The 22,035-nt window shown below is 54.9% G+C and carries 18 protein-coding genes; 13 read left to right on the top strand and 5 right to left on the bottom strand.

The window, feature by feature from the left end; all coding sequences use genetic code 11:
- The first annotated feature begins 40 nt into the window (after window positions 1-40).
- The gene (locus LDK53_RS07010) at window positions 41-295 is read left to right on the top strand and encodes a YkgJ family cysteine cluster protein (RefSeq protein ID WP_225285169.1); all 255 of its coding nucleotides are present in this window, start codon (window positions 41-43) and stop codon (window positions 293-295) included.
- Here the strand turns inward: LDK53_RS07010 and setB are convergent.
- Window positions 292-1,473, bottom strand: coding sequence for a sugar efflux transporter SetB (setB, locus tag LDK53_RS07005; protein WP_225285167.1), 1,182 nt, complete (start codon window positions 1,471-1,473; stop codon window positions 292-294). The two genes, LDK53_RS07010 and setB, sit on opposite strands and share 4 nt — an antisense overlap.
- A gap of 362 nt (window positions 1,474-1,835) precedes the next feature.
- Here setB and fruB point away from each other — a divergent pair, with 362 nt between their 5' ends.
- The 6 genes from fruB to LDK53_RS06975 all read left to right on the top strand — a co-directional run bounded on the left by fruB (window position 1,836) and on the right by LDK53_RS06975 (window position 9,092).
- The gene (gene fruB / locus LDK53_RS07000) at window positions 1,836-2,966 is read left to right on the top strand and encodes a fused PTS fructose transporter subunit IIA/HPr protein (protein WP_225285162.1); all 1,131 of its coding nucleotides are present in this window, start codon (window positions 1,836-1,838) and stop codon (window positions 2,964-2,966) included.
- A complete protein-coding gene (gene fruK, locus LDK53_RS06995; RefSeq protein WP_014170919.1) occupies window positions 2,966-3,904 on the top strand; it encodes a 1-phosphofructokinase in 939 nt (312 codons plus the stop codon). Before fruB ends, fruK begins: the two co-directional genes overlap by 1 nt.
- 16 nt (window positions 3,905-3,920) lie before the next feature.
- Window positions 3,921-5,606, top strand: coding sequence for a PTS fructose transporter subunit IIBC (gene fruA, locus LDK53_RS06990; protein WP_059385231.1), 1,686 nt, complete (start codon window positions 3,921-3,923; stop codon window positions 5,604-5,606).
- A gap of 277 nt (window positions 5,607-5,883) precedes the next feature.
- Window positions 5,884-6,825, top strand: a complete 942-nt coding sequence (locus tag LDK53_RS06985) for a pseudouridine kinase (RefSeq protein ID WP_225285160.1) — start codon at window positions 5,884-5,886, stop codon at window positions 6,823-6,825.
- Window positions 6,813-7,751 carry a pseudouridine-5'-phosphate glycosidase gene (locus LDK53_RS06980; protein WP_025756272.1) on the top strand — a complete coding sequence of 313 codons (939 nt, stop codon included), beginning with the start codon at window positions 6,813-6,815 and terminating at the stop codon, window positions 7,749-7,751. The genes LDK53_RS06985 and LDK53_RS06980 overlap by 13 nt, the downstream gene beginning before the upstream one ends.
- A 93-nt stretch (window positions 7,752-7,844) precedes the next feature.
- Complete coding sequence (locus LDK53_RS06975) at window positions 7,845-9,092, top strand: NupC/NupG family nucleoside CNT transporter (RefSeq protein WP_225285155.1); 1,248 nt, start codon at window positions 7,845-7,847, stop codon at window positions 9,090-9,092.
- Window positions 9,093-9,107: 15 nt separating this feature from the next.
- Here LDK53_RS06975 and LDK53_RS06970 read toward each other — a convergent pair whose 3' ends face one another.
- From LDK53_RS06970 to LDK53_RS06960, 3 genes are all read right to left on the bottom strand, one after another.
- A complete protein-coding gene (locus LDK53_RS06970) occupies window positions 9,108-10,202 on the bottom strand; it encodes a sugar kinase (protein WP_225285152.1) in 1,095 nt (364 codons plus the stop codon).
- A gap of 2 nt (window positions 10,203-10,204) precedes the next feature.
- Window positions 10,205-11,062, bottom strand: coding sequence for a deoxyribonuclease IV (gene nfo / locus LDK53_RS06965; protein WP_094919131.1), 858 nt, complete (start codon window positions 11,060-11,062; stop codon window positions 10,205-10,207).
- Between the two features lie 823 nt (window positions 11,063-11,885).
- Entirely contained in the window at window positions 11,886-12,932 is a 1,047-nt protein-coding gene (locus tag LDK53_RS06960) for a YeiH family protein (RefSeq protein ID WP_047959108.1), read from the bottom strand.
- A 97-nt stretch (window positions 12,933-13,029) separates the two neighbouring features.
- On the opposite strand from LDK53_RS06960, the gene yieE reads away from it, so the two are divergent.
- The 3 genes from yieE (at window position 13,030) to cirA (ending at window position 17,716) form a co-directional block, all read left to right on the top strand.
- Window positions 13,030-13,896: a DNA-binding transcriptional regulator YeiE gene (yieE, locus tag LDK53_RS06955; RefSeq protein WP_025756268.1), complete on the top strand. Its 867-nt coding sequence runs from the start codon at window positions 13,030-13,032 to the stop codon at window positions 13,894-13,896.
- A gap of 158 nt (window positions 13,897-14,054) precedes the next feature.
- Complete coding sequence (locus LDK53_RS06950) at window positions 14,055-15,524, top strand: amino acid permease (RefSeq protein WP_025756267.1); 1,470 nt, start codon at window positions 14,055-14,057, stop codon at window positions 15,522-15,524.
- A gap of 221 nt (window positions 15,525-15,745) precedes the next feature.
- A complete protein-coding gene (cirA, locus tag LDK53_RS06945; RefSeq protein WP_225285147.1) occupies window positions 15,746-17,716 on the top strand; it encodes a catecholate siderophore receptor CirA in 1,971 nt (656 codons plus the stop codon).
- Window positions 17,717-17,819: 103 nt separating this feature from the next.
- Here cirA and fghA read toward each other — a convergent pair whose 3' ends face one another.
- Entirely contained in the window at window positions 17,820-18,647 is an 828-nt protein-coding gene (gene fghA / locus LDK53_RS06940; RefSeq protein ID WP_225285111.1) for an S-formylglutathione hydrolase, read from the bottom strand.
- A 138-nt stretch (window positions 18,648-18,785) separates the two neighbouring features.
- Between fghA and LDK53_RS06935 the strand changes: the two genes are divergently transcribed.
- The 3 genes from LDK53_RS06935 to yeiB all read left to right on the top strand — a co-directional run bounded on the left by LDK53_RS06935 (window position 18,786) and on the right by yeiB (window position 21,882).
- A complete protein-coding gene (locus LDK53_RS06935) occupies window positions 18,786-19,934 on the top strand; it encodes a YbfB/YjiJ family MFS transporter (protein ID WP_047959104.1) in 1,149 nt (382 codons plus the stop codon).
- Window positions 19,935-20,036: 102 nt separating this feature from the next.
- Window positions 20,037-20,705, top strand: a complete 669-nt coding sequence (gene folE / locus LDK53_RS06930) for a GTP cyclohydrolase I FolE (protein ID WP_025756263.1) — start codon at window positions 20,037-20,039, stop codon at window positions 20,703-20,705.
- 19 nt (window positions 20,706-20,724) lie between these two features.
- Window positions 20,725-21,882, top strand: coding sequence for a DUF418 domain-containing protein YeiB (gene yeiB / locus LDK53_RS06925; protein WP_225285109.1), 1,158 nt, complete (start codon window positions 20,725-20,727; stop codon window positions 21,880-21,882).
- Window positions 21,883-22,035: the final 153 nt, after the last annotated feature.

The raw sequence follows: 22,035 nt of genomic DNA, 5'->3' as shown, positions 1-22,035 counted from the left end.
TGCCCGACTGAGCGGGCGTTCGTCAGCGAAGAGAGCATTTATGGATTGCCGTCCAGATTGTGGCGCGTGCTGTACTGCACCGTCCATTTCAAGTCCCATTCCAGGAATGCCCGGAGGCAAGCCTGCCAATACCCGCTGCGTTCAGCTCTCAGAGACTAACCTGTGTAGGATCTTTGGCTCACCGTTGCGCCCGAAGGTCTGTTCCGGGCTTCAGCCCTCAGCCGAAATGTGCGGTACCACGCGTGAGCAGGCGATGACGTACCTGCTTGAGCTGGAAGCGCTCACCGCGCCTTAAACGTCTTTAATCTTCGCCAGACAGCCAAGCGTCAGCGTGCACATCACCAGCGCAATCCAGAACACGGTGTGATAGTTCCAGATCTCAGCCACGACGCCGGCCATTGAACCGGCGATAATCCAGCCCACGCGGGTGGTATTGGTATACAGGGTCGTGGCGGAGCCTGCCTGGCCCGGCATCAGATCCTGGAAGTAGAGCATGCCTATCCCGGCGAGAATGCCGATATAAATGGCGTTCAGCAGCTGTAAAGCCAGCAACAGCCCCGGCGTGTGAACCGTCAACATACCAATATAGAACAGCAGGCCAGCGACGGCGGCGATACGCATTAAGAAACGCTTTCCGAAACGCTTCGCGTAGTAACCCGCGATGAGCATGGTCGGGATCTCAAGCCCGGCGGCGGTGCCCATCATAATGCCCGCCAGCTTTTCCGGTAGATGCAGTTCATCAATAATAAACAGCGGCATGTTGATGATATACAGGCTATTGGTGCCCCACATCAGCGTGCAGATAATAAAGAGAAGCAGGGCATCGCGGCGGTTACGGCGCGGGGCTTCCAGCACACCCGTTGCCACTTTGGGCTCTTTGCGCATTGACGGCAGAAAGAACCACACCAGCGCGCCGCAGACGATAAACGCAACGGCCGCACTCAGGTACATCACCGTAAAGCCAAAACCCATCGCCAGCGCGTAAGCCAGCGGCGGCCCTATCACCCATGCCAGCGACACCTGAGCACGCATAACAGAGCTGAACATCACCGCTTCGCGTCCGGTATGGTCGGCGTGCTCGCGGGCAAGGGCGAACATCTGTGGGTTCGCCGTCGAGCCAAAGCTGCTCAGGAACACGCCGATGAACAGCAGAATGAAATAGTTACGGTTCCAGGCAAACAGAACGCAAGCCAGTACACCGAGCAGGCAGCAGAAAACGATCAGACTTTTACGATCGCCTTTTCTGTCGGAGCGCCCTGCCAGAAACTGACTGACGAGGATGCCGATGATGGCGCTTCCGGTAAAAAAGAAACCGACCATTGCCGGACGGGCGTGGACTTCATTGGTCAGAAATAAACTCAGCGTCGGCGTCTGTAACGCACCGGCAATACCCGTGAAGAAGGCAACAATCAGGAATGCCGCAGAGGTCAAATCAAAGGGCTTCGGCGAGGCAGCCGCAGGGGTGTTATGCATGTTTTATAATTAGCGAGTAGCAGAGAGGGAGCGGAGTTTACGCCGTCAGCTAAAAAATAAACAGTGGGTGCGGTCAATGATGCCACGAAAAATCAAAATGGCATTTCATCTTGCATCCTCCCCGGCTGACCTTAGCTGAAACTGACTTGCTGAACTTCAGCAAAATTCAGCTGAAGGAATAAGAAATGTGCTGTATCTCTAAATTCTGACATCAGAAAGACGAGTTTACTTGCAAGGCATTGCAGAAAGCGCAAGACTTTTTGAAACGTTTCAGCGCTATCTTGTTTTAACAAACGGAGCAGGCTAGCGCATTTTTTCTCATTTAAGCTGAAACGATTCAAGTTCAGCAGGAGAGGAGAACCATGTTCCAGTTATCTGTTCAGGATATCCACCCGGGCGCTCAGGCCGGGGATAAAGAAGAGGCTATTCGCCAGGTTGCCGCTGCACTTGTGCAGGCGGGTAACGTCGCGGACGGCTACGTAAACGGCATGCTGGCGCGCGAACAGCAGACCTCAACCTTCCTCGGCAACGGCATTGCCATTCCGCACGGCACGACGGACACCCGCGATCAGGTGCTGAAAACCGGCGTTAAGGTTTATCAGTTCCCGCAGGGCGTGCTCTGGGGCGAGGGGCAGGTGGCCTATGTGGCTATCGGTATCGCGGCCAGCAGCGACGAACACTTAGGCCTGCTGCGTCAGCTGACGCACGTCCTGAGCGATGACGCGGTGGCTGAACAGCTCAAATCCGCTACGACAGCGGAAGAGCTGCGCGCCTTGCTGATGGGCGAAAAACAGAGTGAAGCGCTGAAACTGGATTATGAAACGCTGACGCTGGACGTGGTTGCCTCCGACCTGGTGACGCTGCAGGCGCTAAACGCGGGTCGCCTGAAGGAAGCCGGCGCGGCGGATGCCACCTTCGTAACGCGTGTGATCAACGATAAGCCGTTGAATCTGGGGCAGGGTATCTGGCTGAACGACAGTGCTGAAGGCAACTTGCGCAGTGCTATCGCCGTGAGCCGCGCGGCCAGCGCGTTTGACGTAGACGGCGAACGTGCGGCCATGCTGGTGACCGTGGCGATGAACGATGAACAGCCGGTTTCCGTGCTGAAACGTCTGGGCGATCTGCTGTTGAACAACAAAGCTGAAAAACTGCTGAACGCTGATGCCTCCACCGTGCTGGCACTGCTGACCAGTGATGATGCGCTGACGGATGACGTGCTGACCGCAGAGTTCGTGGTGCGTAACGAACACGGCCTGCATGCCCGTCCCGGCACCATGCTGGTGAATACCATTAAACAATTCGAAAGTGAGATCACCGTGGCGAATCTTGATGGCACGGGCAAACCGGCCAACGGCCGTAGTCTGATGAAAGTTGTCGCGCTGGGCGTGAAGAAAGGTCACCGTCTGCGCTTCACCGCGCAGGGTGCGGATGCTGAACAGGCGTTGAAAGCGATTGGCGATGCCATCGCTGCGGGTCTGGGGGAGGGCGCATAATGAGCAGACGTGTTGCGACTATTACGCTGAACCCGGCTTATGACCTGGTGGGGTTTTGCCCGGAAATTGAGCGCGGCGAAGTAAACCTCGTGCGTACCACTGGCCTGCATGCTGCGGGTAAAGGGATTAACGTCGCGAAAGTGCTCAAGGATCTCGGTATCGATGTCACCGTGGGGGGATTCCTCGGTAAAGATAACCAGGATGGTTTCCAGCAGCTGTTCAGCGAGCTGGGCATTGCTAACCGTTTTCAGGTTGTGCAGGGTCGTACCCGTATCAACGTTAAGCTGACGGAGAAAGACGGTGAAGTAACCGATCTGAACTTCTCCGGCTTTGAGGTGACTCCGTCCGACTGGGAGCGTTTTGTGAACGATTCCCTGACCTGGCTGGGCCAGTTCGACATGGTATGCGTCAGCGGCAGTCTGCCGTCCGGCGTGAGCCCGGAAGCGTTCACCGACTGGATGACGCGCCTGCGCAGCCAGTGCCCATGCATTATTTTTGACAGCAGCCGCGACGCGCTGGTTGCGGGTCTGAAAGCCTCTCCATGGCTGGTGAAGCCAAATCGCCGTGAACTGGAGATCTGGGCCGGTCGTAAGCTGCCAGAATTAAAAGATGTGATTGACGCTGCCCATGCGCTGCGTGAGCAGGGTATCGCTCATGTGGTGATTTCGCTTGGTGCAGAAGGGGCGTTGTGGGTTAACGCGTCCGGCGAATGGATCGCCAAACCGCCATCGGTTGACGTTGTCAGCACCGTTGGTGCAGGGGATTCCATGGTTGGCGGCCTGATTTATGGTCTGCTGATGCGTGAATCCAGTGAACATACTTTACGTCTTGCCACCGCCGTTGCAGCCCTGGCCGTCAGCCAGAGCAATGTCGGTATTACCGATCGTACCCAGTTAGCCGCGATGATGGCGCGCGTTGACTTAAAACCTTTTAACTAACAGCAGGAGAGGAATAATGAAAACGCTGCTGATCATTGACTCCGGTCTCGGACAGGCTCGCGCCTATATGGCGAAGACCCTGCTGGGCGCGGCGGCACAAAAAGCGCATCTGGAGATTATCGATAATCCAGGTGATGCCGAACTGGCCATTGTCCTGGGCGATAAAATCCCGGCTGACAGTGCGCTGAATGGCAAAAAAGTGTGGCTGGGCGATATTAATCGTGCGGTGGCCCACCCCGAACTGTTCCTGAGTGAAGCGAAAGGTCATGCGTCTGTTTACAGCGCGCCTGTTGCCACGGCACCGGTTGCTGCAGCAGGACCGAAACGCATTGTCGCGGTGACGGCCTGTCCGACGGGGGTGGCTCACACCTTCATGGCGGCTGAAGCCATTGAAACCGAAGCGAAAAAACGCGGCTGGTGGGTAAAAGTTGAAACGCGTGGCTCTGTGGGCGCGGGCAACGCTATCACCCCTGAAGAAGTGGCGGAAGCCGATCTGGTGATTGTGGCGGCGGATATCGAAGTGGATCTGGCGAAATTTGCCGGTAAGCCGATGTACCGTACCTCAACCGGCCTGGCGCTGAAAAAAACCGCGCAGGAGTTTGATAAAGCGCTGGTGGAAGCGAAGCCGTATCAGGCTACCGGTACCGCGCAGACCGCGACGGAAGGGAAGAAAGAGTCAGCAGGCGCCTATCGTCACTTGCTGACCGGTGTCTCTTACATGCTGCCAATGGTGGTCGCGGGTGGTTTGTGTATTGCGCTGTCATTCGCATTTGGTATTACCGCGTTTAAAGAACAAGGGACGCTGGCTGCAGCATTGATGCAGATCGGTGGTGGTTCTGCGTTCGCGCTGATGGTACCTGTTCTGGCGGGCTTTATTGCCTTCTCCATCGCTGACCGTCCGGGCCTGACGCCGGGACTTATCGGCGGTATGCTGGCCGTCAGCACCGGCTCCGGATTTATCGGCGGTATCATTGCCGGTTTCCTGGCGGGTTACGTCGCGAAGCTTATCAGCGCGAAGCTGAAGCTGCCGCAGAGTATGGAAGCGCTGAAACCGATTCTGATTATCCCGCTGATTTCCAGTCTGGTGGTTGGGCTGGCGATGATTTACCTGATTGGTAAGCCGGTTGCAGGTATCCTCGCGGGCCTGACTCACTGGCTGCAAACTATGGGTACTGCGAATGCGGTACTGCTGGGTGCGATCCTCGGGGGCATGATGTGTACCGATATGGGTGGCCCGGTGAACAAAGCGGCGTACGCTTTCGGTGTTGGCCTGCTGAGTACCCAGACCTACGCGCCGATGGCTGCCATTATGGCCGCAGGTATGGTGCCTCCGCTGGCACTGGGTCTGGCCACGATTATCGCGCGTCGTAAATTCGACAAAGCGCAGCAGGAAGGGGGTAAAGCGGCGCTGGTACTGGGTCTGTGCTTTATCACCGAAGGGGCGATTCCATTTGCCGCCCGTGATCCAATGCGTGTTCTGCCGTGCTGTATCGTTGGTGGCGCGGTGACCGGCGCTATCTCCATGGCGATTGGCGCAAAACTGATGGCACCACACGGCGGTCTGTTTGTCCTGCTGATCCCTGGCGCCATCACACCGGTACTGGGTTACCTGCTGGCGATTGTTGCGGGTACGCTGGTAGCTGGTCTCTCTTACGCGGTGCTCAAACGTCCTGAAGCGGACGTGGTGGCGAAAGCGGCGTGATATAAATCCCCTCTCCCAGGGCAGAGAATTCTCTGCCCTTTTTTATTTCTGCATTTTGTGCCCTGTCTCTCAGGTTTTCCTGCCTTCCCGAATTATATCCATCAAAAAATGTGATTCTGTTCATAACTACTCGCTTTAGCGCTTGCAGCCAGATTCCGTTTGATCAAAACATGCGCAATACAAACACATGTTTGTTTGCAAACATAAGCTCTAATAGATTTTGGTGTCGTTAATCGCGACATCATTACTATGGCAATGCTTTGCCGGAGGGTGTGCTATGCGCAAAAAGGAATACATAGTAACAATCGGTTCAGCCAATATGGATGTGGCCGGATATTCACATGATTCACTCAATTATGCTGACTCCAATCCAGGGCGGATAAAATTTTCTCCCGGCGGTGTGGGAAGAAATATTGCCCATAATCTTTCATTGCTGGGTAAAGCATCATGGCTACTCACTGCAGTAGGCCAGGATTTTTACGGTGAAATGTTATTAACACAAACCCGTCAGAGTGGTGTCCACGTAGAAAAAAGTCTGTGTGTGCCCGGTGAAAATACATCCTGTTATTTATCACTGCTTGATAATACGGGTGAAATGTTAGTGGCTATCAATGATATGAGTATTTCCGAACATATTTCTGCCCGTTTTTTAGCGCAACATGCGGATTTTATTCATCACGCATCAGCAGTTGTTGCCGACTGTAATATCAGTGAGGAGGCGCTGGTCTGGATACTCGAAAATGCCGGCGGCGTACCGGTATTTGTAGATCCGGTATCCGCCTGGAAATGTATCAAAATTCGCAATCATCTCGACAAAATCCACACGCTGAAACCCAACCGACTGGAAGCCGAAACCCTCAGTGGGATTGCGCTTTCCGGACGTGACGACGCTGCGGATGTTGCCGCCTGGTTCCATGCGCATGGGCTAACGCGGCTGGTACTCAGCATGGGGGGGGATGGCGTTTACTACAGTCACGCCAACGGGGAGCATGGGTGGGCATTACCTGTTAAAACGCAGGTCATTAATGTGACCGGTGCAGGCGACGCCATGATGGCCGGGCTGGTCTCCTGCTGGGTAGATGGTTTGTCATTTATTGATTCCGTACGTTTCGCGCAGGGTTGCTCATCCATGGCGCTTGCCTGTGAATATACCAACAACCCTGATTTATCTGTTGAAAACGTTATTTCCTTACTGGAGAAATCCGCATGTCTGAATTAACACTGAATGCTGAATTACTGCAAATCTCACCAGAGGTACAGGACGCGCTTAAAAATAAAAAGCCGGTCGTCGCGCTCGAATCCACCATTATTTCTCATGGGATGCCTTTCCCACAAAATGCACAAACGGCAATTGAGGTCGAACAAACCATTCGTCAGCATGGCGCTGTTCCGGCAACTATTGCCATTATTGGCGGAATAATGAAAGTAGGCTTGAGTAAAGATGAAATTGAGTTATTGGGGCGCGAAGGGCACAGCGTCACAAAAGTCAGTCGCCGGGATTTACCGTTTGTCGTAGCAGCCAAAAAAAATGGTGCCACAACGGTTGCCTCCACCATGATTATTGCGGCGCTGGCCGGAATTAAAGTTTTTGCAACCGGGGGAATCGGTGGTGTTCATCGTGGTGCTGAACGCACGTTTGATATTTCTGCCGATCTTCAGGAGCTGGCACATACCAATGTCACGGTGGTGTGTGCGGGCGCGAAATCTATTCTCGATCTGGGGCTCACCACCGAATATTTAGAAACTTTCGGTGTCCCGTTAATTGGCTACCAGACAACCTCTCTTCCGGCATTTTTCTGTCGTACCAGTCCATTTGACGTGAGCATTCGTCTCGATACCGCAGAAGAGATTGCCCGCGCCATGCTCGTGAAGTGGCAGACGGGTCTGAACGGCGGACTGGTGGTGGCCAATCCGATTCCTGAATCATTCGCTATGGCAGAAGGCAAAATTAACGCAGCCATCGATCAGGCGGTACGAGAAGCTGAAGAGCAGGGCATCGTGGGCAAAGAAAGCACGCCTTTCCTGCTGGCCCGGGTGGCCGATCTGACCGGTGGCGACAGCCTGAAGTCTAATATACAGCTGGTCTTCAACAACGCCGTGCTGGCCTGCGAGATAGCGAAAGCCTATCAACGTCTCGCCTGCTAAAACCGTTCAGTCAGCATGCTGTCGACCACCAGGGGCAAACACAACTGAGGCCCGGCGACAACGCCGGGTTTACTGGCATGAAGGGAATTCGTAATGGATATCATGAGAAGTGTTGTGGGGATGGTAATTTTACTGGCAATTGCGTTCCTGTTGTCAGTCAATAAAAAGCGTATCAGCCTGCGTACCGTGGGGGCTGCGCTGGTTCTGCAGATCGCCATCGGTGGGATTATGCTCTATTTTCCTCCCGGTAAATGGCTTGTTGAGCAGGCCGCGCTGGGCGTACATAAAGTCATGTCCTACAGTGATGCAGGGAGCGCCTTTATCTTTGGCTCGCTGGTAGGGCCGAAAATGGATGTTCTGTTTGATGGGGCGGGGTTCATCTTCGCGTTTCGTGTGTTACCTGCCATTATTTTTGTCACCGCCCTGATCAGTCTGCTCTATTACATCGGCGTGATGGGGCTGCTTATCCGATTTCTTGGCGGTATTTTCCAGAAAGCACTGCACATCAGTAAGATCGAATCCTTTGTTGCCGTGACCACCATCTTTCTCGGGCAAAACGAGATCCCGGCAATTGTGAAGCCGTTTATTGACCGTCTTAACCGCAATGAACTGTTCACCGCGATCTGTAGCGGTATGGCATCGATTGCTGGCTCGATGATGATTGGTTATGCCGGAATGGGCGTGCCGATTGATTATCTGCTCGCCGCATCGCTGATGGCCATTCCGGGTGGGATCCTGTTTGCGCGTATACTCAGCCCGGCGACGGAAGCGTCAAACGTCTCTTTTGATAACCTGTCATTCACTGAAACCCCACCGAAAAGCATTATTGAAGCTGCCGCGAGCGGGGCGATGACCGGGCTAAAAATTGCTGCGGGTGTTGCAACGGTAGTGATGGCGTTTGTCGCTATCATTGCGCTGATCAACGGCATGATTGGCGGCATTGGTGGCTGGTTTGGTTACGAACACACCACGCTTGAAGGGATTTTTGGTTATGTTCTGGCTCCTCTGGCCTGGATTATGGGGGTTGACTGGCATGAAGCAACGCTTGCCGGAAGCCTGATCGGTCAGAAGCTGGCAATCAATGAGTTTGTGGCCTACCTCAATTTCTCACCGTATCTGCAAACGGCAGGCTCTCTGGATGTAAAAACCATCGCCATTATCTCTTTCGCCCTCTGCGGTTTCGCCAATTTTGGATCCATTGGCGTTGTCGTCGGCGCATTTTCCGCCATTGCGCCACAGCGGGCGCCCGAAATAGCGCAGTTGGGAATACGGGCCCTGGCAGCAGCCACGCTTTCCAATCTCATGAGCGCGACGATTGCGGGTTTCTTCATCAGTTTATAAAGAATGACCCAGGCATTATGCCTGGGTTGTATTGAGCAGATAGAGGGCGTTATTAGCTGAAAGGGCAGGATTATTGAGGCTGACGCTGGCGCGTGATAAGGCAGCACACGCCATCGCGAAATTCGCACCGTCACGAAAATCGCTCCCTTCCAGAAAACTATAGAGAAGGCCCGCCATAAAACCGTCATCCGCGCCAAAACCGTCCACGACAGGATGCGCAGGCGGGAAGAGACGAAATTGTTCGCCATTCTTCTGGCTACAAAAAACCGATTCATCCTTCATGTAAACATAAACATGCTCAACCCCTTGCTGATGCAGAAAATCCGCTGCGCGGGCCAGGTCAGCATCGGTAATGACGGGATTGCCCCAGAGGATCTCCAGTTCCTTTTGGGTCGGCTTTAGGGTATGGATCCGTGAATACCAGGTCTTAATTTTTTCCGCTTTGAATTCAGAAACGGTATCAATAAAGACCGGAATATCATCCGCTATGGTAAAGACCCACTCCATCGCTTCCGGGGTGAGGTTGCAATCGGCAAGTATCACCCCGGCGTGACGGAGCAGATCCCGCGAGTTGTCCAGCAGTTGCGGCGTCAGCTTTTGCAGAATCTGTGTATCGTTTATCGCCAGCACCGTTTCATCCTGCTGGTTTGCGACGGAGAGGTAGGTTGACGTGTTATGTCCGTGTAAGCGGATACAGCTGGAGACATTTACCCCCGCCTGACGCGTTTGCTCCAGCAGTGTTTCGCCGTAAAAATCACTGCCTACCGCTGAAATTAAATGGACGTCTCTTCCCAGTAAGGCAAGATTATGCGCGATATTACGGCCCACGCCGCCAGCGGAACAGTGGATGCTGCCCGGATGAGAGGCCGATTGCGGATAGTGGATTTCCGCCGTGCCGCGAATATCCATATTGATGGCGCCGACCACCACGCAATACTCCCGTTCGGTGAGGATATATCCTTTACCTTTGATCATCCCCTTGCGCATCAGATCCATAATATGTGCCGCGACACGCGAACGGCTGATCTGCAAAATATCGGCGATTTCGTTTTGCTGAATAAGGGGATTACGCCGCAGGATCTTGAGTATCTGCTTCTCTCTTTCGTTCATTCTTACGCAACCGCCTGTTCTGTCTGCTGTGCTTTCAGCCAGGCAATCTCTTCCGCCCAGATATCCGGGTTAATGGTTTCCAGCACCATGGGGATCCCATCAAAACGGGCATCCTGCATGATAAAGCGGAATGCATCATGGCCGATATTACCTTCGCCCAGGCTGTGGTGGCGGTCAACGCGGCTGCCAAAGGCGCTTTTCGCATCATTCAGGTGCATACCGCGCAGATACTTAAAGCCAACAATGCGCCCGAACTCGTCGAAGGTGTTTTTCGTGGCTTCGGTGGTGCGCAGGTCATAACCGGCGGCAAAGGCGTGGCAGGTATCAATGCACACGCCCACGCGGGATTTATCTTCCACCCCGTCAATAATGGCCGCCAGATGTTCAAACTTAAAGCCGAGGTTGCTGCCCTGACCGGCGGTATTCTCAATCACCGCCGTCACGCCTTTAGTTTTATCCAGGGTGATGTTGATGGATTCGGCAATGCGCGCCAGACAGGCATCTTCGTCGATCTGCATCAGATGGCTACCTGGATGGAAGTTCAGCAGCGTCAGCCCCAGCTGTTCGCAGCGCTGTACTTCATCGAGAAACGCTTCGCGGGACTTCTCCAGCGCGTCCTGTACCGGATGTCCGAGGTTGATCAGGTAGCTGTCATGGGGGAGGATCTGACCCGGCCCGTAGTGGTATTTCTCACAGGCGGCTTTGAAATCATCAATCACATCCGTGGTGAGCGGCGCGGCGCGCCACTGGCGCTGGTTTTTGGTGAACAGGGCGAAAGCGGTCGCCTCAATTTCGGCGGCGCGAATGGCAGCATTGGCAAGGCCACCTGCAGCGCTGACGTGCGCTCCAACATATTTCATAAAGGGACTCCTGTTAAACCCACCATCGAAAAGGGCAATAATAGCGGATCTAAAAGGGGTTTACGTTATTGAATGTGCAGTCCGTTGATAATGAGACCTTTAAGATACGGCGTTCGCTGGAAGGTCCGCCGGACAGTTTGGTACAGTAGCCATTCTTGATCGGGGGCAATGGCGTCTCTGGATGAGATCGTATCAAACGGCATGTAGAAAGCAGGAAGCAGTGTAAGCCGTTCGAGTTGTTTCTCGTATTCGATTTCAGGAATGGGGAGTTGGATATCCCTTTTTAGCCCTGGATCATCATAGAACGATATCCAGTCATCCAGCAGTGTTCTATCGCCCGTTATAGCCGTGTATTTATAAGCGCTATTGAGTAGGCGTCACGCTCCGCACCGTAGCATCGTTCGTTGGCTCTTCTGTATAAATCCCAGATTGCTTTTTTTCTAACCTCAACCGACTGTGATTGAAGCCAGAAGTCAAACCAGTTGGCTTCAATTTTTCTAAACCGATCGCAGACATTTAGGCGATGCTCAAGTACTTCTCTGGCGCGAAGTTGTGCTGCTTCAAGATCATCAACTGGATTAGCGTATGCTTGTCGTGTCGAAGTTATTACAAGGAGGGTGAATAATAAATTAACGAAACGCACGATCCATGCACCTCCAGAAGTCAAGATCTTTACCGGTGGAAGAATATCCAGTTCCGAAAATGACTTTTCCTTAAAATGACACAAAGACAAACAGTTCAGCAGAGATTATTCATCTCCACTGAGCTGTTGATGGCAATTAGGAATTTTTCAGATTTTATTAATATTTTTGGAATCAATGCATTAACGCATCACGCTGTGCACCAGCAGGTTAATCGCGCCGCCACCGACAATCAGCCAGATGAAAAGCACCAGCGCCATCAGCAGCGGTTTCGCACCGGCTTTTTTCAGCGCACTGACGTGGGTGGTCACCCCCAGCGCCGCCATGGCCATCGCCAGCAGCACGGTATCCAGCGTCACCAGCATATCGACAACGGCTTTCGGCAGCAGGTGGAAGGAGTTGAAAATCGCCACCACGATAAACAGGATCGCAAACCACGGAATGGTGATTTTACTTTTCTCGCTGCCGCCCGCCGGAGCCAGCTGTTTAACCCGCGCGGCCAGGAAAATCAGGAACGGCGCGAGCATCATCACGCGCAGCATTTTGGCAATCACCGCCGCGTTTTCGGCTTCCGGATTAATCGCGTGACCTGCTGCGACCACCTGAGCCACTTCGTGCATGGTTGAGCCAATATAGATGCCATAGGTTTCCGGGCTGAACCAGTGGGCTACCAGCGGATACATCGCCGGGTAGAGGAAAATCGCCACCGTACCGAAGATTACTACCGTCGCCACCGCCACGGTCACTTTGCTGGCTTCGGCCTTCACGACAGGTTCCGTTGCCAGTACCGCCGCAGCGCCGCAAATACTGCTGCCTGCGCCGATTAACCAGCTGGTTTGCTTGTCCAGACCAAAGACTTTCTGGCCGATAAAGCAGGCCAGTAAAAAGGTACTGGTCAGGGTCAGGACATCGATGGCGATCCCGCTGACGCCAACGTCGGCAATCTGCGAAAAGGTGAGACGAAAGCCGTAGAGAATGATCCCGAGACGCAGCAGGTGCTGTTTGGCGAAGATCACGCCGCCGTCACAGGATTTCCAGATATGTGGGTAAACGGTGTTACCCACGACCATGCCGAGCAATATCGCCAGCGTTAAGGCGCTAAAACCTGCGCCGGCAACGGCGGGAATGCTTCCGCCCCATAACGCCACGCCGGTCACCGCGGCGCTGAGCGCAAGACCCGGCACGAAGTGCCACAATGTACGATGATGCTGTAAGGTGAGTTCTGACATAACCTTCTCCTTTGTCTGGCTAAAGGTTACGGCGCTCTGGCTTAAAAATAAAATTGATTATATACTTATAATCAATCTATATAAGTGGTAAGCAACCATGCACATTACATTGCGCCAGCTGGAAGTCTTTGCCGAAGTGCTGAAAAGCGGGTCGACGACGCAGGCATCGCAGATGCTGGCGCTCTCGCAATCAGCGGTTAGCGCAGCCCTGACCGACCTCGAAGGTCAGCTGGGCGTTCAGCTTTTCGACAGGGTAGGGAAGCGCCTGGTGGTCAACGAGCACGGGCGCCTTCTCTACCCGCGCGCGCTGGCCTTGCTGGAGCAGGCTATCGAAATCGAACAGCTGTTCCGTGAAGATAACGGGGCGATCCGCGTCTACGCCAGCAGCACCATCGGGAATTACATCCTGCCGGAAGTGATTGCCCGCTACCGTCGGGATTTTCCCACCCTGCCGCTGGAAATGAGCGTCGGTAATAGCCAGGACGTCATCAACGCGGTGATCGATTTCCGCGTGGATATCGGTCTTATCGAAGGTCCCTGCCATAACGTCGATATCATTGCCGAGCCCTGGCTGGAGGATGAGCTGGTGGTCTTTGCGTCCCCGGCCTCGTCTTTATTGCAGGGCGAAGTGACGCTGGAGCGGCTGGCGCAGGCGCAGTGGATCCTGCGTGAGCAGGGCTCCGGCACGCGGGAAATTGTCGATTACCTGCTGCTGTCCCATCTGCCGCATTTCCAGCTGGGGATGGAGCTGGGGAACTCAGAGGCGATTAAGCACGCGGTGCGTCATGGCCTGGGCATCAGCTGTCTTTCACGGCGGGTCATTGCTGAGCAGCTTGAGACGGGGTCGCTGGTGGAAATTCCCGTTCCGCTCCCGAAACTGGTGCGCACGCTGTGGCGCATTCACCATCGTCAGAAACACCTCTCCAGCTCGCTGCAGCGTTTTCTGCGCTATTGCGAAATCTAAACGCGTCCCTCACCCCAATGGGGAGAGGGAAAAATTATGCTTTACTTATAATCCTGGCCGCGTCATGAAGCTCTCTTATAACTGAGTATTTCTGCCGGAAGGAATCCGGATCGTCTGCTACAATCGCGCCTCATTTATTAAATGGACAGCATTTTCATATGGTTTCAGAAATTAAAACCACAGAAGCGCCCACGCTCCGTCGTGAACTCAAGGCGCGTCACCTGACGATGATCGCCATTGGCGGTTCAATCGGTACAGGTCTTTTCGTTGCCTCTGGCGCAACGATTTCGGCAGCAGGCCCGGGTGGGGCGCTTTTCTCTTATATCCTGATTGGCCTGATGGTGTACTTCCTGATGACCAGTCTGGGCGAACTGGCCGCGTACATGCCGGTGTCAGGTTCGTTTTCGACCTACGGTCAAAAATACGTTGAAGAAGGTTTCGGTTTCGCGCTGGGCTGGAACTACTGGTACAACTGGGCGGTCACCATCGCCGTTGACCTCGTCGCTGCACAGCTGGTGATGAACTGGTGGTTCCCGGATACGCCGGGCTGGATCTGGAGCGCACTGTTCCTGACCGTCATCTTCCTGCTGAACTACATCTCCGTGCGCGGTTTCGGCGAAGCGGAATACTGGTTCTCTTTGATCAAAGTGGCAACCGTCATCATCTTTATCGTCGTCGGTGTGGCGATGATCGTTGGTATTTTCAAAGGTGCTGAACCTGCGGGCTGGAGCAACTGGACAACAGGCGATGCGCCGTTTGCCGGTGGTCTTTCGGCAATGATTGGCGTGGCAATGATTGTCGGCTTCTCCTTCCAGGGGACTGAACTGATTGGTATCGCTGCCGGTGAGTCTGAGAACCCGGAAAAAAATATTCCGCGTGCGGTTCGTCAGGTCTTCTGGCGTATCCTGCTGTTCTACGTGTTCGCTATCCTGATTATCAGCCTGATCATTCCATACACCGATCCAAGCCTGCTGCGCAATGACGTCAAAGACATTAGCGTCAGCCCGTTCACGCTGGTCTTCCAGCACGCCGGTCTGCTGTCTGCGGCGGCAGTGATGAACGCCGTGATCCTCACCGCCGTGCTTTCTGCCGGTAACTCCGGGATGTACGCATCCACCCGTATGCTCTACACCCTGGCCTGCGACGGTAAAGCCCCGCGTATCTTCGCGAAACTGTCCCGCGGCGGCGTTCCACGTAACGCGCTGTACGCAACAACGGTAATCGCCGGTCTGTGCTTCCTGACCTCCATGTTTGGCAACCAGACGGTATACCTGTGGCTGCTGAACACCTCGGGGATGACGGGCTTTATTGCCTGGCTGGGGATTGCCATTAGCCACTACCGTTTCCGCCGTGGCTATGTCAAACAGGGCTATGACATTAACTCGCTGCCGTATCGTTCCGGCTTCTTCCCGCTGGGTCCTATTTTCGCCTTCATTCTGTGTCTGATTATTACGCTGGGACAGAACTATGAAGCGTTCCTGGCGGATACCATTGACTGGGGCGCCGTCACGGCAACCTACATTGGTATTCCGCTGTTCCTTGTCATCTGGTTTGGTTACAAACTGACGAAAGGAACACACTTCGTTCGCTACAGTGAAATGGAATTCCCGGAACGATTTAAACAATAACCGCACTCCCTCTCTTTTAACCCGCTCATTCGAGCGGGTTTTTTTATCCCTGTAGGCTGAAACAAAGATATATTTTTTAACAATTTAATTGATAATAATTATCGTTTGCTTTATCGTTATCAAAAATAAGCGTGTCACCGACCCACCGCAGATGTGGGCGGCAAGGAAGACGCTGTGAGTGATGATTTGATGTAGTTGTATTTACCTCATGGAGATATGGAATGTTTAGGTTGAATCCCTTCGTCAGGGGAGGACTTTGTGCGTCCGCAATGTCCCTGGCCCTGCCTGTTATCGCAGCAGAATCCGGCGACACAATGGTTGTAACGGCCTCCGCAACCGAGCAAAACCTGAAAGATGCGCCAGCCAGCATCAGCGTGATTACGCAGGAAGATTTGCAGCGCAAACCCGTTCAGAACCTGAAAGATGTGTTACGGGATGTGCCGGGCGTACAACTCACGAGCGAAGGGGACAACCGTAAAGGGGTAAGTATTCGCGGTCTGGACAGCAGCTATACGCTGATCCTGGTCGACGGCAAGCGCGTTAACTCCCGCAACGCGGTTTTCCGCCATAATGATTTCGACCTCAGTTGGGTGCCGGTTGACGCCATCGAACGAATCGAAGTGGTGCGCGGGCCGATGTCCTCGCTTTATGGCTCCGACGCGCTGGGCGGCGTGGTGAACATTATCACCAAAAAAATCGGTCAGAAGTGGACGGGCACCCTGAGCGCCGATTCCACGATTCAGGAACATCGCGATCGCGGTGACACCTACAACGGTCAGTTTTACACCAGCGGTCCGCTGGTGGACGGTCTGCTGGGGCTGAAAGCCTACGGTAGCCTCGCGAAGCGTGAGAAAGACGGCCAGCAGAAATCCTCTACCACGGCGAGCGGTGAAACGCCGCGCATCGAAGGCTTCACGAGCCGCGATGCTAATGTCGAATTCGCCTGGACGCCGTCCGAAAATCACGACTTTACGGCGGGCTATGGTTTCGACCGTCAGGATCGTGACTCGGATTCCCTCGACAAAAACCGCCTTGAGCGTCAGAACTACTCCCTCAGTCACAACGGTCGCTGGGGCATCGGCAACAGTGAGCTGAAGGTATACGGCGAGAAGGTTGACAACAAAAACCCGGGCAACAGCAACCCTATCACCTCTGAGAGCAACGCAGTGGACGGGAAATACGTGCTGCCGCTGGGCGAAATCAATCAGTTCCTGACCTTCGGCGGTGAATGGCGTCATGATAAGCTGAAAGATCCGGTCAACCTGACTGGCGGTTCCAGCAGCAGTACCTCGACAAGCCAGTATGCTCTGTTCCTGGAGGATGAGTGGCGTATCTTTGAACCTCTGGCGCTGACCACCGGTATCCGTATGGATGACCATGACACCTATGGCGATCACTGGAGTCCGCGGGCGTATCTGGTGTATAACGCGACCGATACCGTAACGGTGAAAGGGGGCTGGGCTACCGCGTTTAAAGCGCCGTCACTGCTGCAGCTGAGCCCGGACTGGGTCAGCGGCTCATGCCGCGGTGCCTGCGAGATTGTCGGTAACCCGGAGCTGAAACCGGAAACCAGTGAGAGCTTCGAATTCGGTCTCTACTACAGCGGGGAAGAGGGCTGGTTAGAGGGCGTACAGGCCAGCATTACCACCTTCCAGAATAATGTGGATGACCGCATCAGCATTAGCCGTACGGCCAATGTGAAGCAGGCCCAGAGCTACCCTAACTACGTTGGCCTGAATGCGGACGGTGAACCGATTTTCCGCTATTACAACGTTAACAAGGCGCGTATCCGCGGGGTGGAGACGGAGCTGAAATTCCCGCTGGCGGAAGAGTGGAAAGTGACGCTGAATTACACCTATAACGATGGTCGTGATATCAGTAACGGCGGCAACAAACCGCTGTCCGATCTGCCATTCCACACGGCCAACGGTACCGTTGACTGGCAGGCGACCCAGGACTGGTCGTTCTACGTTCAGGGCAACTACACCGGCGAGAAACGCGCGTTGACCAGCAGTGCCCCTACGCCGGGTGGCTATGTCATCTGGAATACCGGTGCGGCGTGGCAGGCAACGAAAAGCGTTAAGCTGCGCGCGGGCGTGCAGAACCTGCTGGATAAAGACCTGAGCCGTGATGATTACAGCTATACAGAAGATGGCCGTCGTTACTTCGTGGGTGTGGATTACAGGTTCTGATCCAGTCTGGTGCCGGGTGGCGGCTGCGCCTTACCCGGCCTACAAAAAGGCACAAGCTTGTAGGCCCGGTAAGCGAAGCGCCACCGGGCAAAAAAGGCCGCACTTACCCGAACAAATGCTCCGCATGGAAGCGGAGATGATCCTCAATAAAGGATGCGATGAAGTAATAGCTGTGATCGTATCCCGGTTGAATACGCAGCGTCAGCGGCCAGTCTTTCTGGCGTGCCGCTTCTGCCAGCACCGCGGGCTGTAGCTGCCCGGCAAGGAACTGATCCGCATCTCCCTGATCGATAAGGATAGGAAGGGCATCTTCCGGTTTGCTGTTCAGCATCAGCGCACAGCTGTCCCATGCCAGCCATTTTTCCGCATCGTCACCCAGATAGTGGGTAAAGGCTTTTTGCCCCCATGGCACCTGGGTGGGGTTCACGATAGGCGCAAATGCCGACACGCTGACGTATTTTCCCGGGTTTTTCAGCGCCATGATCAGCGCCCCGTGACCGCCCATCGAGTGGCCGCTGATCGCGCAGCGCTGGCTGACCGCAAACTGAGACTGCACGAGGGCAGGAAGTTCATCGCGAATGTAATCATACATACGGTAGTGGCGCGCCCAGGGCAGTTCGGTGGCATTCAGATAAAAGCCGGCGCCTTTGCCAAGGTCGTATCCCGCATCGTCGGCCACATCATCGCCACGTGGGCTGGTGTCCGGCATGACCAGCGCAATACCCAGTTCGGCAGCAATACGCTGCGCGCCCGCTTTGGTGGTGAAGTTTTCGTCGTTGCAGGTCAGGCCGGAAAGCCAGAACAGAACCGGCGGGTTTTCCGTCGGGGGCAGGAAAATGCTGAACGTCATCGCACAGTTCAGAACGGTGGAGTCGTGCCGCCAGCGCTGCTGTCGACCTTCAAAACAACGGTGCTCTTCGAGCAGTTCCATGCTGGGCTCCTTAATGAGAATGTGCAGTCATAAAACCCATAATACAGCGTTTTCATTAACCTGTGAGCAACTTTCACTTTCGTCAGACGACGAGATGCTGCATCATAAATTTACTTTTCTTTAACATTTGGAGCGTTCATGGCGCTGCGTATTGCGCTCAGTGGGTTCGTCGTTCTGGTGGTGGCAATGGGAATCGGGCGCTTTGCCTTTACCCCTCAGGTGCCGCTGATGATAGCTGCCGGGCAGCTTACGCTGACCAGCGCGGGTCTGGTGGCGGCGATGAACTATCTGGGCTATCTGGTGGGTGCGTGGGATGCGATGCGCGCCCACCGCTTTGTTGAAATGCGTCTCTGGCTGGGCATCGCGGGGGCGGTGGCGTTGACGCTACTCTCCGCGGCGGCGGATAACGCCGTTGTACACGGTCTGCTGCGCTTTGTGATTGGCTGCATGAGCGGCTGGTCTATGGTGCTGATTGCTGCCTGGACCAACGAACGCCTGGGCCAGTTGGGCAAACCGGGCCTGAGCGCCGCCGTGTTTGCCGGACCCGGAGCAGGCATTGCCCTGAGCGGGCTGCTCGCCGTCTATATTCAGGCGAAATCCCTTTCGGCCGGTGCGGCATGGCAAATTTACGGCGTGCTGGCGCTGGTGTTGATTGCGCTGGTGGCACGCTACCTGCCGCGAGCCGGACAACTTCATCGACCCGGCACCGCACCGGAGCCGCTGGTACTGACGGCAGATTTAAAACGCCTGGTCTGGAGCTACAGCCTGGCCGGGTTTGGGTACATTCTGCCGGCGACCTTTTTATCGCAAATGGCGGCCGTACGTTTTCCCGGCAGCCTGTTTGCCCAGTTCGTCTGGCCGATTTTTGGTCTCGCCGCCGTGGTGGGCATTGCGCTCAGCATTCTGTTACGTCACACCTCAACGGCTAACCGCCGGCTGGCTATCGTGCTGTGGCTTCAGGGGGCCGGCGTGCTGGCGGCCTGGCTGCTGCCCGGAATTGGCGGATTGCTGACAGGCGGGCTACTGGTGGGCGGCGGGTTCCTCTGCGCCGTTCAGCTCTCGCTGCTGTACGGCCGCGAACTGGCTCCGGAGCACACGCGGTATATGGCAGGTTTGCTCACGACCGGGTATGCCATAGGCCAACTGGTAGGGCCGGTAACCTCAGCGTTATCGACCTGGCTTACCCACCGGCTGGAGCCTGCGCTGGGCCTGGCGGGCGTTGCGCTGTTCGTCGGCGGTGCCCTGGTGTGGAATCGTCACGCTGAAAGGCAACAGCAATTGCAATAATTATCGTCGTGAATACTGGATTATGTGCGCGGCCCCACGCACAATGAGCGCATACTTTTGCCACAACGAGGGCAAAAGACGCCACACCTGCAGGAGAACAAAATGTCATCACTCAGTAAAGAAGCTGCCCTGGTCCATGAAGCCCTGGTTGCGCGCGGTCTTGAAACGCCACTGCGTCCGCCCGTTCAGGATATGGACAATGAAACCCGCAAGCGTCTGATTGCCGGTCATATGACCGATATCATGGAGCTGCTGAATCTCGATCTGAGTGACGACAGTCTGATGGAGACGCCGCACCGCATCGCGAAAATGTACGTCGACGAAATTTTCTCTGGCCTGGATTACGCCAACTTCCCGAAAATTACCGTCATCGAAAATAAGATGAAAGTGGATGAGATGGTGACGGTGCGTGATATCACGCTGACCAGCACCTGCGAACACCATTTCGTCACTATCGACGGTAAAGCGACCGTGGCGTATATCCCTAAAGATACGGTGATTGGCCTGTCGAAGATCAACCGCATCGTGCAGTTCTTTGCGCAGCGTCCACAGGTGCAGGAGCGTCTGACGCAGCAGATCCTGACCGCGCTGCAAACGTTGCTCGGCACCAATAACGTGGCCGTCTCAATCGACGCGGTTCACTACTGCGTGAAAGCGCGCGGCGTGCGTGATGCCACCAGTGCGACTACCACTACCTCGCTGGGTGGGCTGTTTAAATCGAGCCAGAATACCCGCCAGGAGTTCCTGCGCGCCGTTCGTCACCACAACTAAGTCTTACAGGGCAGGGACCATGGAGCGAAACGTCACGCTCGATTTTGTTCGCGGCGTCGCCATTCTCGGTATCCTGCTGCTTAATATCAGCGCCTTCGGTCTGCCGAAGGCGGCCTATCTTAACCCTGCGTGGTATGGCGATATCACGCGCAGTGATGCCTGGACGTGGGCGATCCTCGATCTCTTCGCGCAGGTCAAATTTCTTACGCTCTTTGCCCTGCTGTTTGGCGCAGGCCTGCAGCTCCTCCTCAGGCGCGGCACGCGCTGGATCCAGTCGCGTCTGACGCTGCTGGTTATTCTCGGGTTTATCCACGGGCTGTTCTTCTGGGATGGCGATATTCTCCTCGCGTATGGCTTAGTCGGGCTCATCTGCTGGCGTCTCATACGCGATGCGCACAGCGTAAAAAGCCTCTTTAACACCGGCGTAATGCTCTATGTCATGGGGCTGGCAGTGCTGCTGCTGTTGGGGATGATCTCGGGCGAGGCGACAAACCGTTCCTGGATCCCGGATGCCGCAAACCTGCAGTACGAGCAATACTGGAAGCTGAAGGGCGGTACGGAAGCAATAAGCAACCGTGCGGATATGCTGGGCGATAGCCTCCTTGCGCTGGGCGCGCAATACGGCTGGCAGCTGGCGGGAATGATGCTGATGGGCGCGTCACTGATGCGCACCGGTTGGCTGAAAGGCGAATTCAGCCTGCGCCACTATCGCCGCACCGGCATCGGGCTGGTGCTGCTCGGCGTGCTGATTAACCTTCCGGCGGTGATGGCGCAGTGGCACCTTCACTGGGATTACCGCTGGTGCGCTTTCCTGCTCCAGGTGCCGCGTGAGCTGAGCGCACCGTTCCAGATCATCGGCTATGCGGCGCTGATCTATGGCTTCTGGCCGACGCTTTCTCGCCTGTGGATGGTCAGCGCTATCGCCTGCGTGGGGCGCATGGCGTTAAGCAATTACCTCCTGCAAACGCTTATCTGCACCACGCTTTTCTATCGCTTTGGTCTGTTTATGAAATTCGACCGCCTCGAACTGCTGGCGTTTGTTATCCCGGTCTGGGCGGTAAACCTGGCGTTTTCTGTTCTCTGGCTACGCTATTTCCGCCAGGGGCCGCTGGAGTGGGTATGGCGTCAGTTAACCGCACGTGCTTCAGGGATATCATTGAAAAATACATCCAGATAACGATCTGGATCACAATCATTAACAAAACGGATGTAAGCGTTTTCATGAGTGTGAGCTTCTTCACGTAGTCCCCTTTCTCTCACTGCCAAAATAGCCACCTTGCTAAACACAGGGGGTGTCTGTGAGTTGCTGCAATCCTTTGAAGGATGGTGA

The sequence above is a fragment of the Enterobacter sp. K16B genome, from assembly GCF_020216105.1.
Taxonomy (GTDB): domain Bacteria; phylum Pseudomonadota; class Gammaproteobacteria; order Enterobacterales; family Enterobacteriaceae; genus Enterobacter; species Enterobacter sichuanensis.
The sequence above is the reverse complement of the archived record's forward strand: the minus strand, read 5'-3'. Positions and strand labels throughout refer to the sequence as shown.

Excerpts from the sequence above, each read along its gene's own strand:
- LDK53_RS07010 (WP_225285169.1), top strand. The coding sequence starts at position 41 with ATGGATTGCCGTCCAGATTGTGGCGCGTGCTGTACTGCACCGTCCATT.
- setB (WP_225285167.1), bottom strand. The coding sequence starts at position 1,473 with ATGCATAACACCCCTGCGGCTGCCTCGCCGAAGCCCTTTGATTTGACC.
- fruB (WP_225285162.1), top strand. The coding sequence starts at position 1,836 with ATGTTCCAGTTATCTGTTCAGGATATCCACCCGGGCGCTCAGGCCGGG.
- fruK (WP_014170919.1), top strand. The coding sequence starts at position 2,966 with ATGAGCAGACGTGTTGCGACTATTACGCTGAACCCGGCTTATGACCTG.
- fruA (WP_059385231.1), top strand. The coding sequence starts at position 3,921 with ATGAAAACGCTGCTGATCATTGACTCCGGTCTCGGACAGGCTCGCGCC.
- LDK53_RS06985 (WP_225285160.1), top strand. The coding sequence starts at position 5,884 with ATGCGCAAAAAGGAATACATAGTAACAATCGGTTCAGCCAATATGGAT.
- LDK53_RS06980 (WP_025756272.1), top strand. The coding sequence starts at position 6,813 with ATGTCTGAATTAACACTGAATGCTGAATTACTGCAAATCTCACCAGAG.
- LDK53_RS06975 (WP_225285155.1), top strand. The coding sequence starts at position 7,845 with ATGGATATCATGAGAAGTGTTGTGGGGATGGTAATTTTACTGGCAATT.
- LDK53_RS06970 (WP_225285152.1), bottom strand. The coding sequence starts at position 10,202 with ATGAACGAAAGAGAGAAGCAGATACTCAAGATCCTGCGGCGTAATCCC.
- nfo (WP_094919131.1), bottom strand. The coding sequence starts at position 11,062 with ATGAAATATGTTGGAGCGCACGTCAGCGCTGCAGGTGGCCTTGCCAAT.
- LDK53_RS06960 (WP_047959108.1), bottom strand. The coding sequence starts at position 12,932 with ATGTCAGAACTCACCTTACAGCATCATCGTACATTGTGGCACTTCGTG.
- yieE (WP_025756268.1), top strand. The coding sequence starts at position 13,030 with ATGCACATTACATTGCGCCAGCTGGAAGTCTTTGCCGAAGTGCTGAAA.
- LDK53_RS06950 (WP_025756267.1), top strand. The coding sequence starts at position 14,055 with ATGGTTTCAGAAATTAAAACCACAGAAGCGCCCACGCTCCGTCGTGAA.
- cirA (WP_225285147.1), top strand. The coding sequence starts at position 15,746 with ATGTTTAGGTTGAATCCCTTCGTCAGGGGAGGACTTTGTGCGTCCGCA.
- fghA (WP_225285111.1), bottom strand. The coding sequence starts at position 18,647 with ATGGAACTGCTCGAAGAGCACCGTTGTTTTGAAGGTCGACAGCAGCGC.
- LDK53_RS06935 (WP_047959104.1), top strand. The coding sequence starts at position 18,786 with ATGGCGCTGCGTATTGCGCTCAGTGGGTTCGTCGTTCTGGTGGTGGCA.
- folE (WP_025756263.1), top strand. The coding sequence starts at position 20,037 with ATGTCATCACTCAGTAAAGAAGCTGCCCTGGTCCATGAAGCCCTGGTT.
- yeiB (WP_225285109.1), top strand. The coding sequence starts at position 20,725 with ATGGAGCGAAACGTCACGCTCGATTTTGTTCGCGGCGTCGCCATTCTC.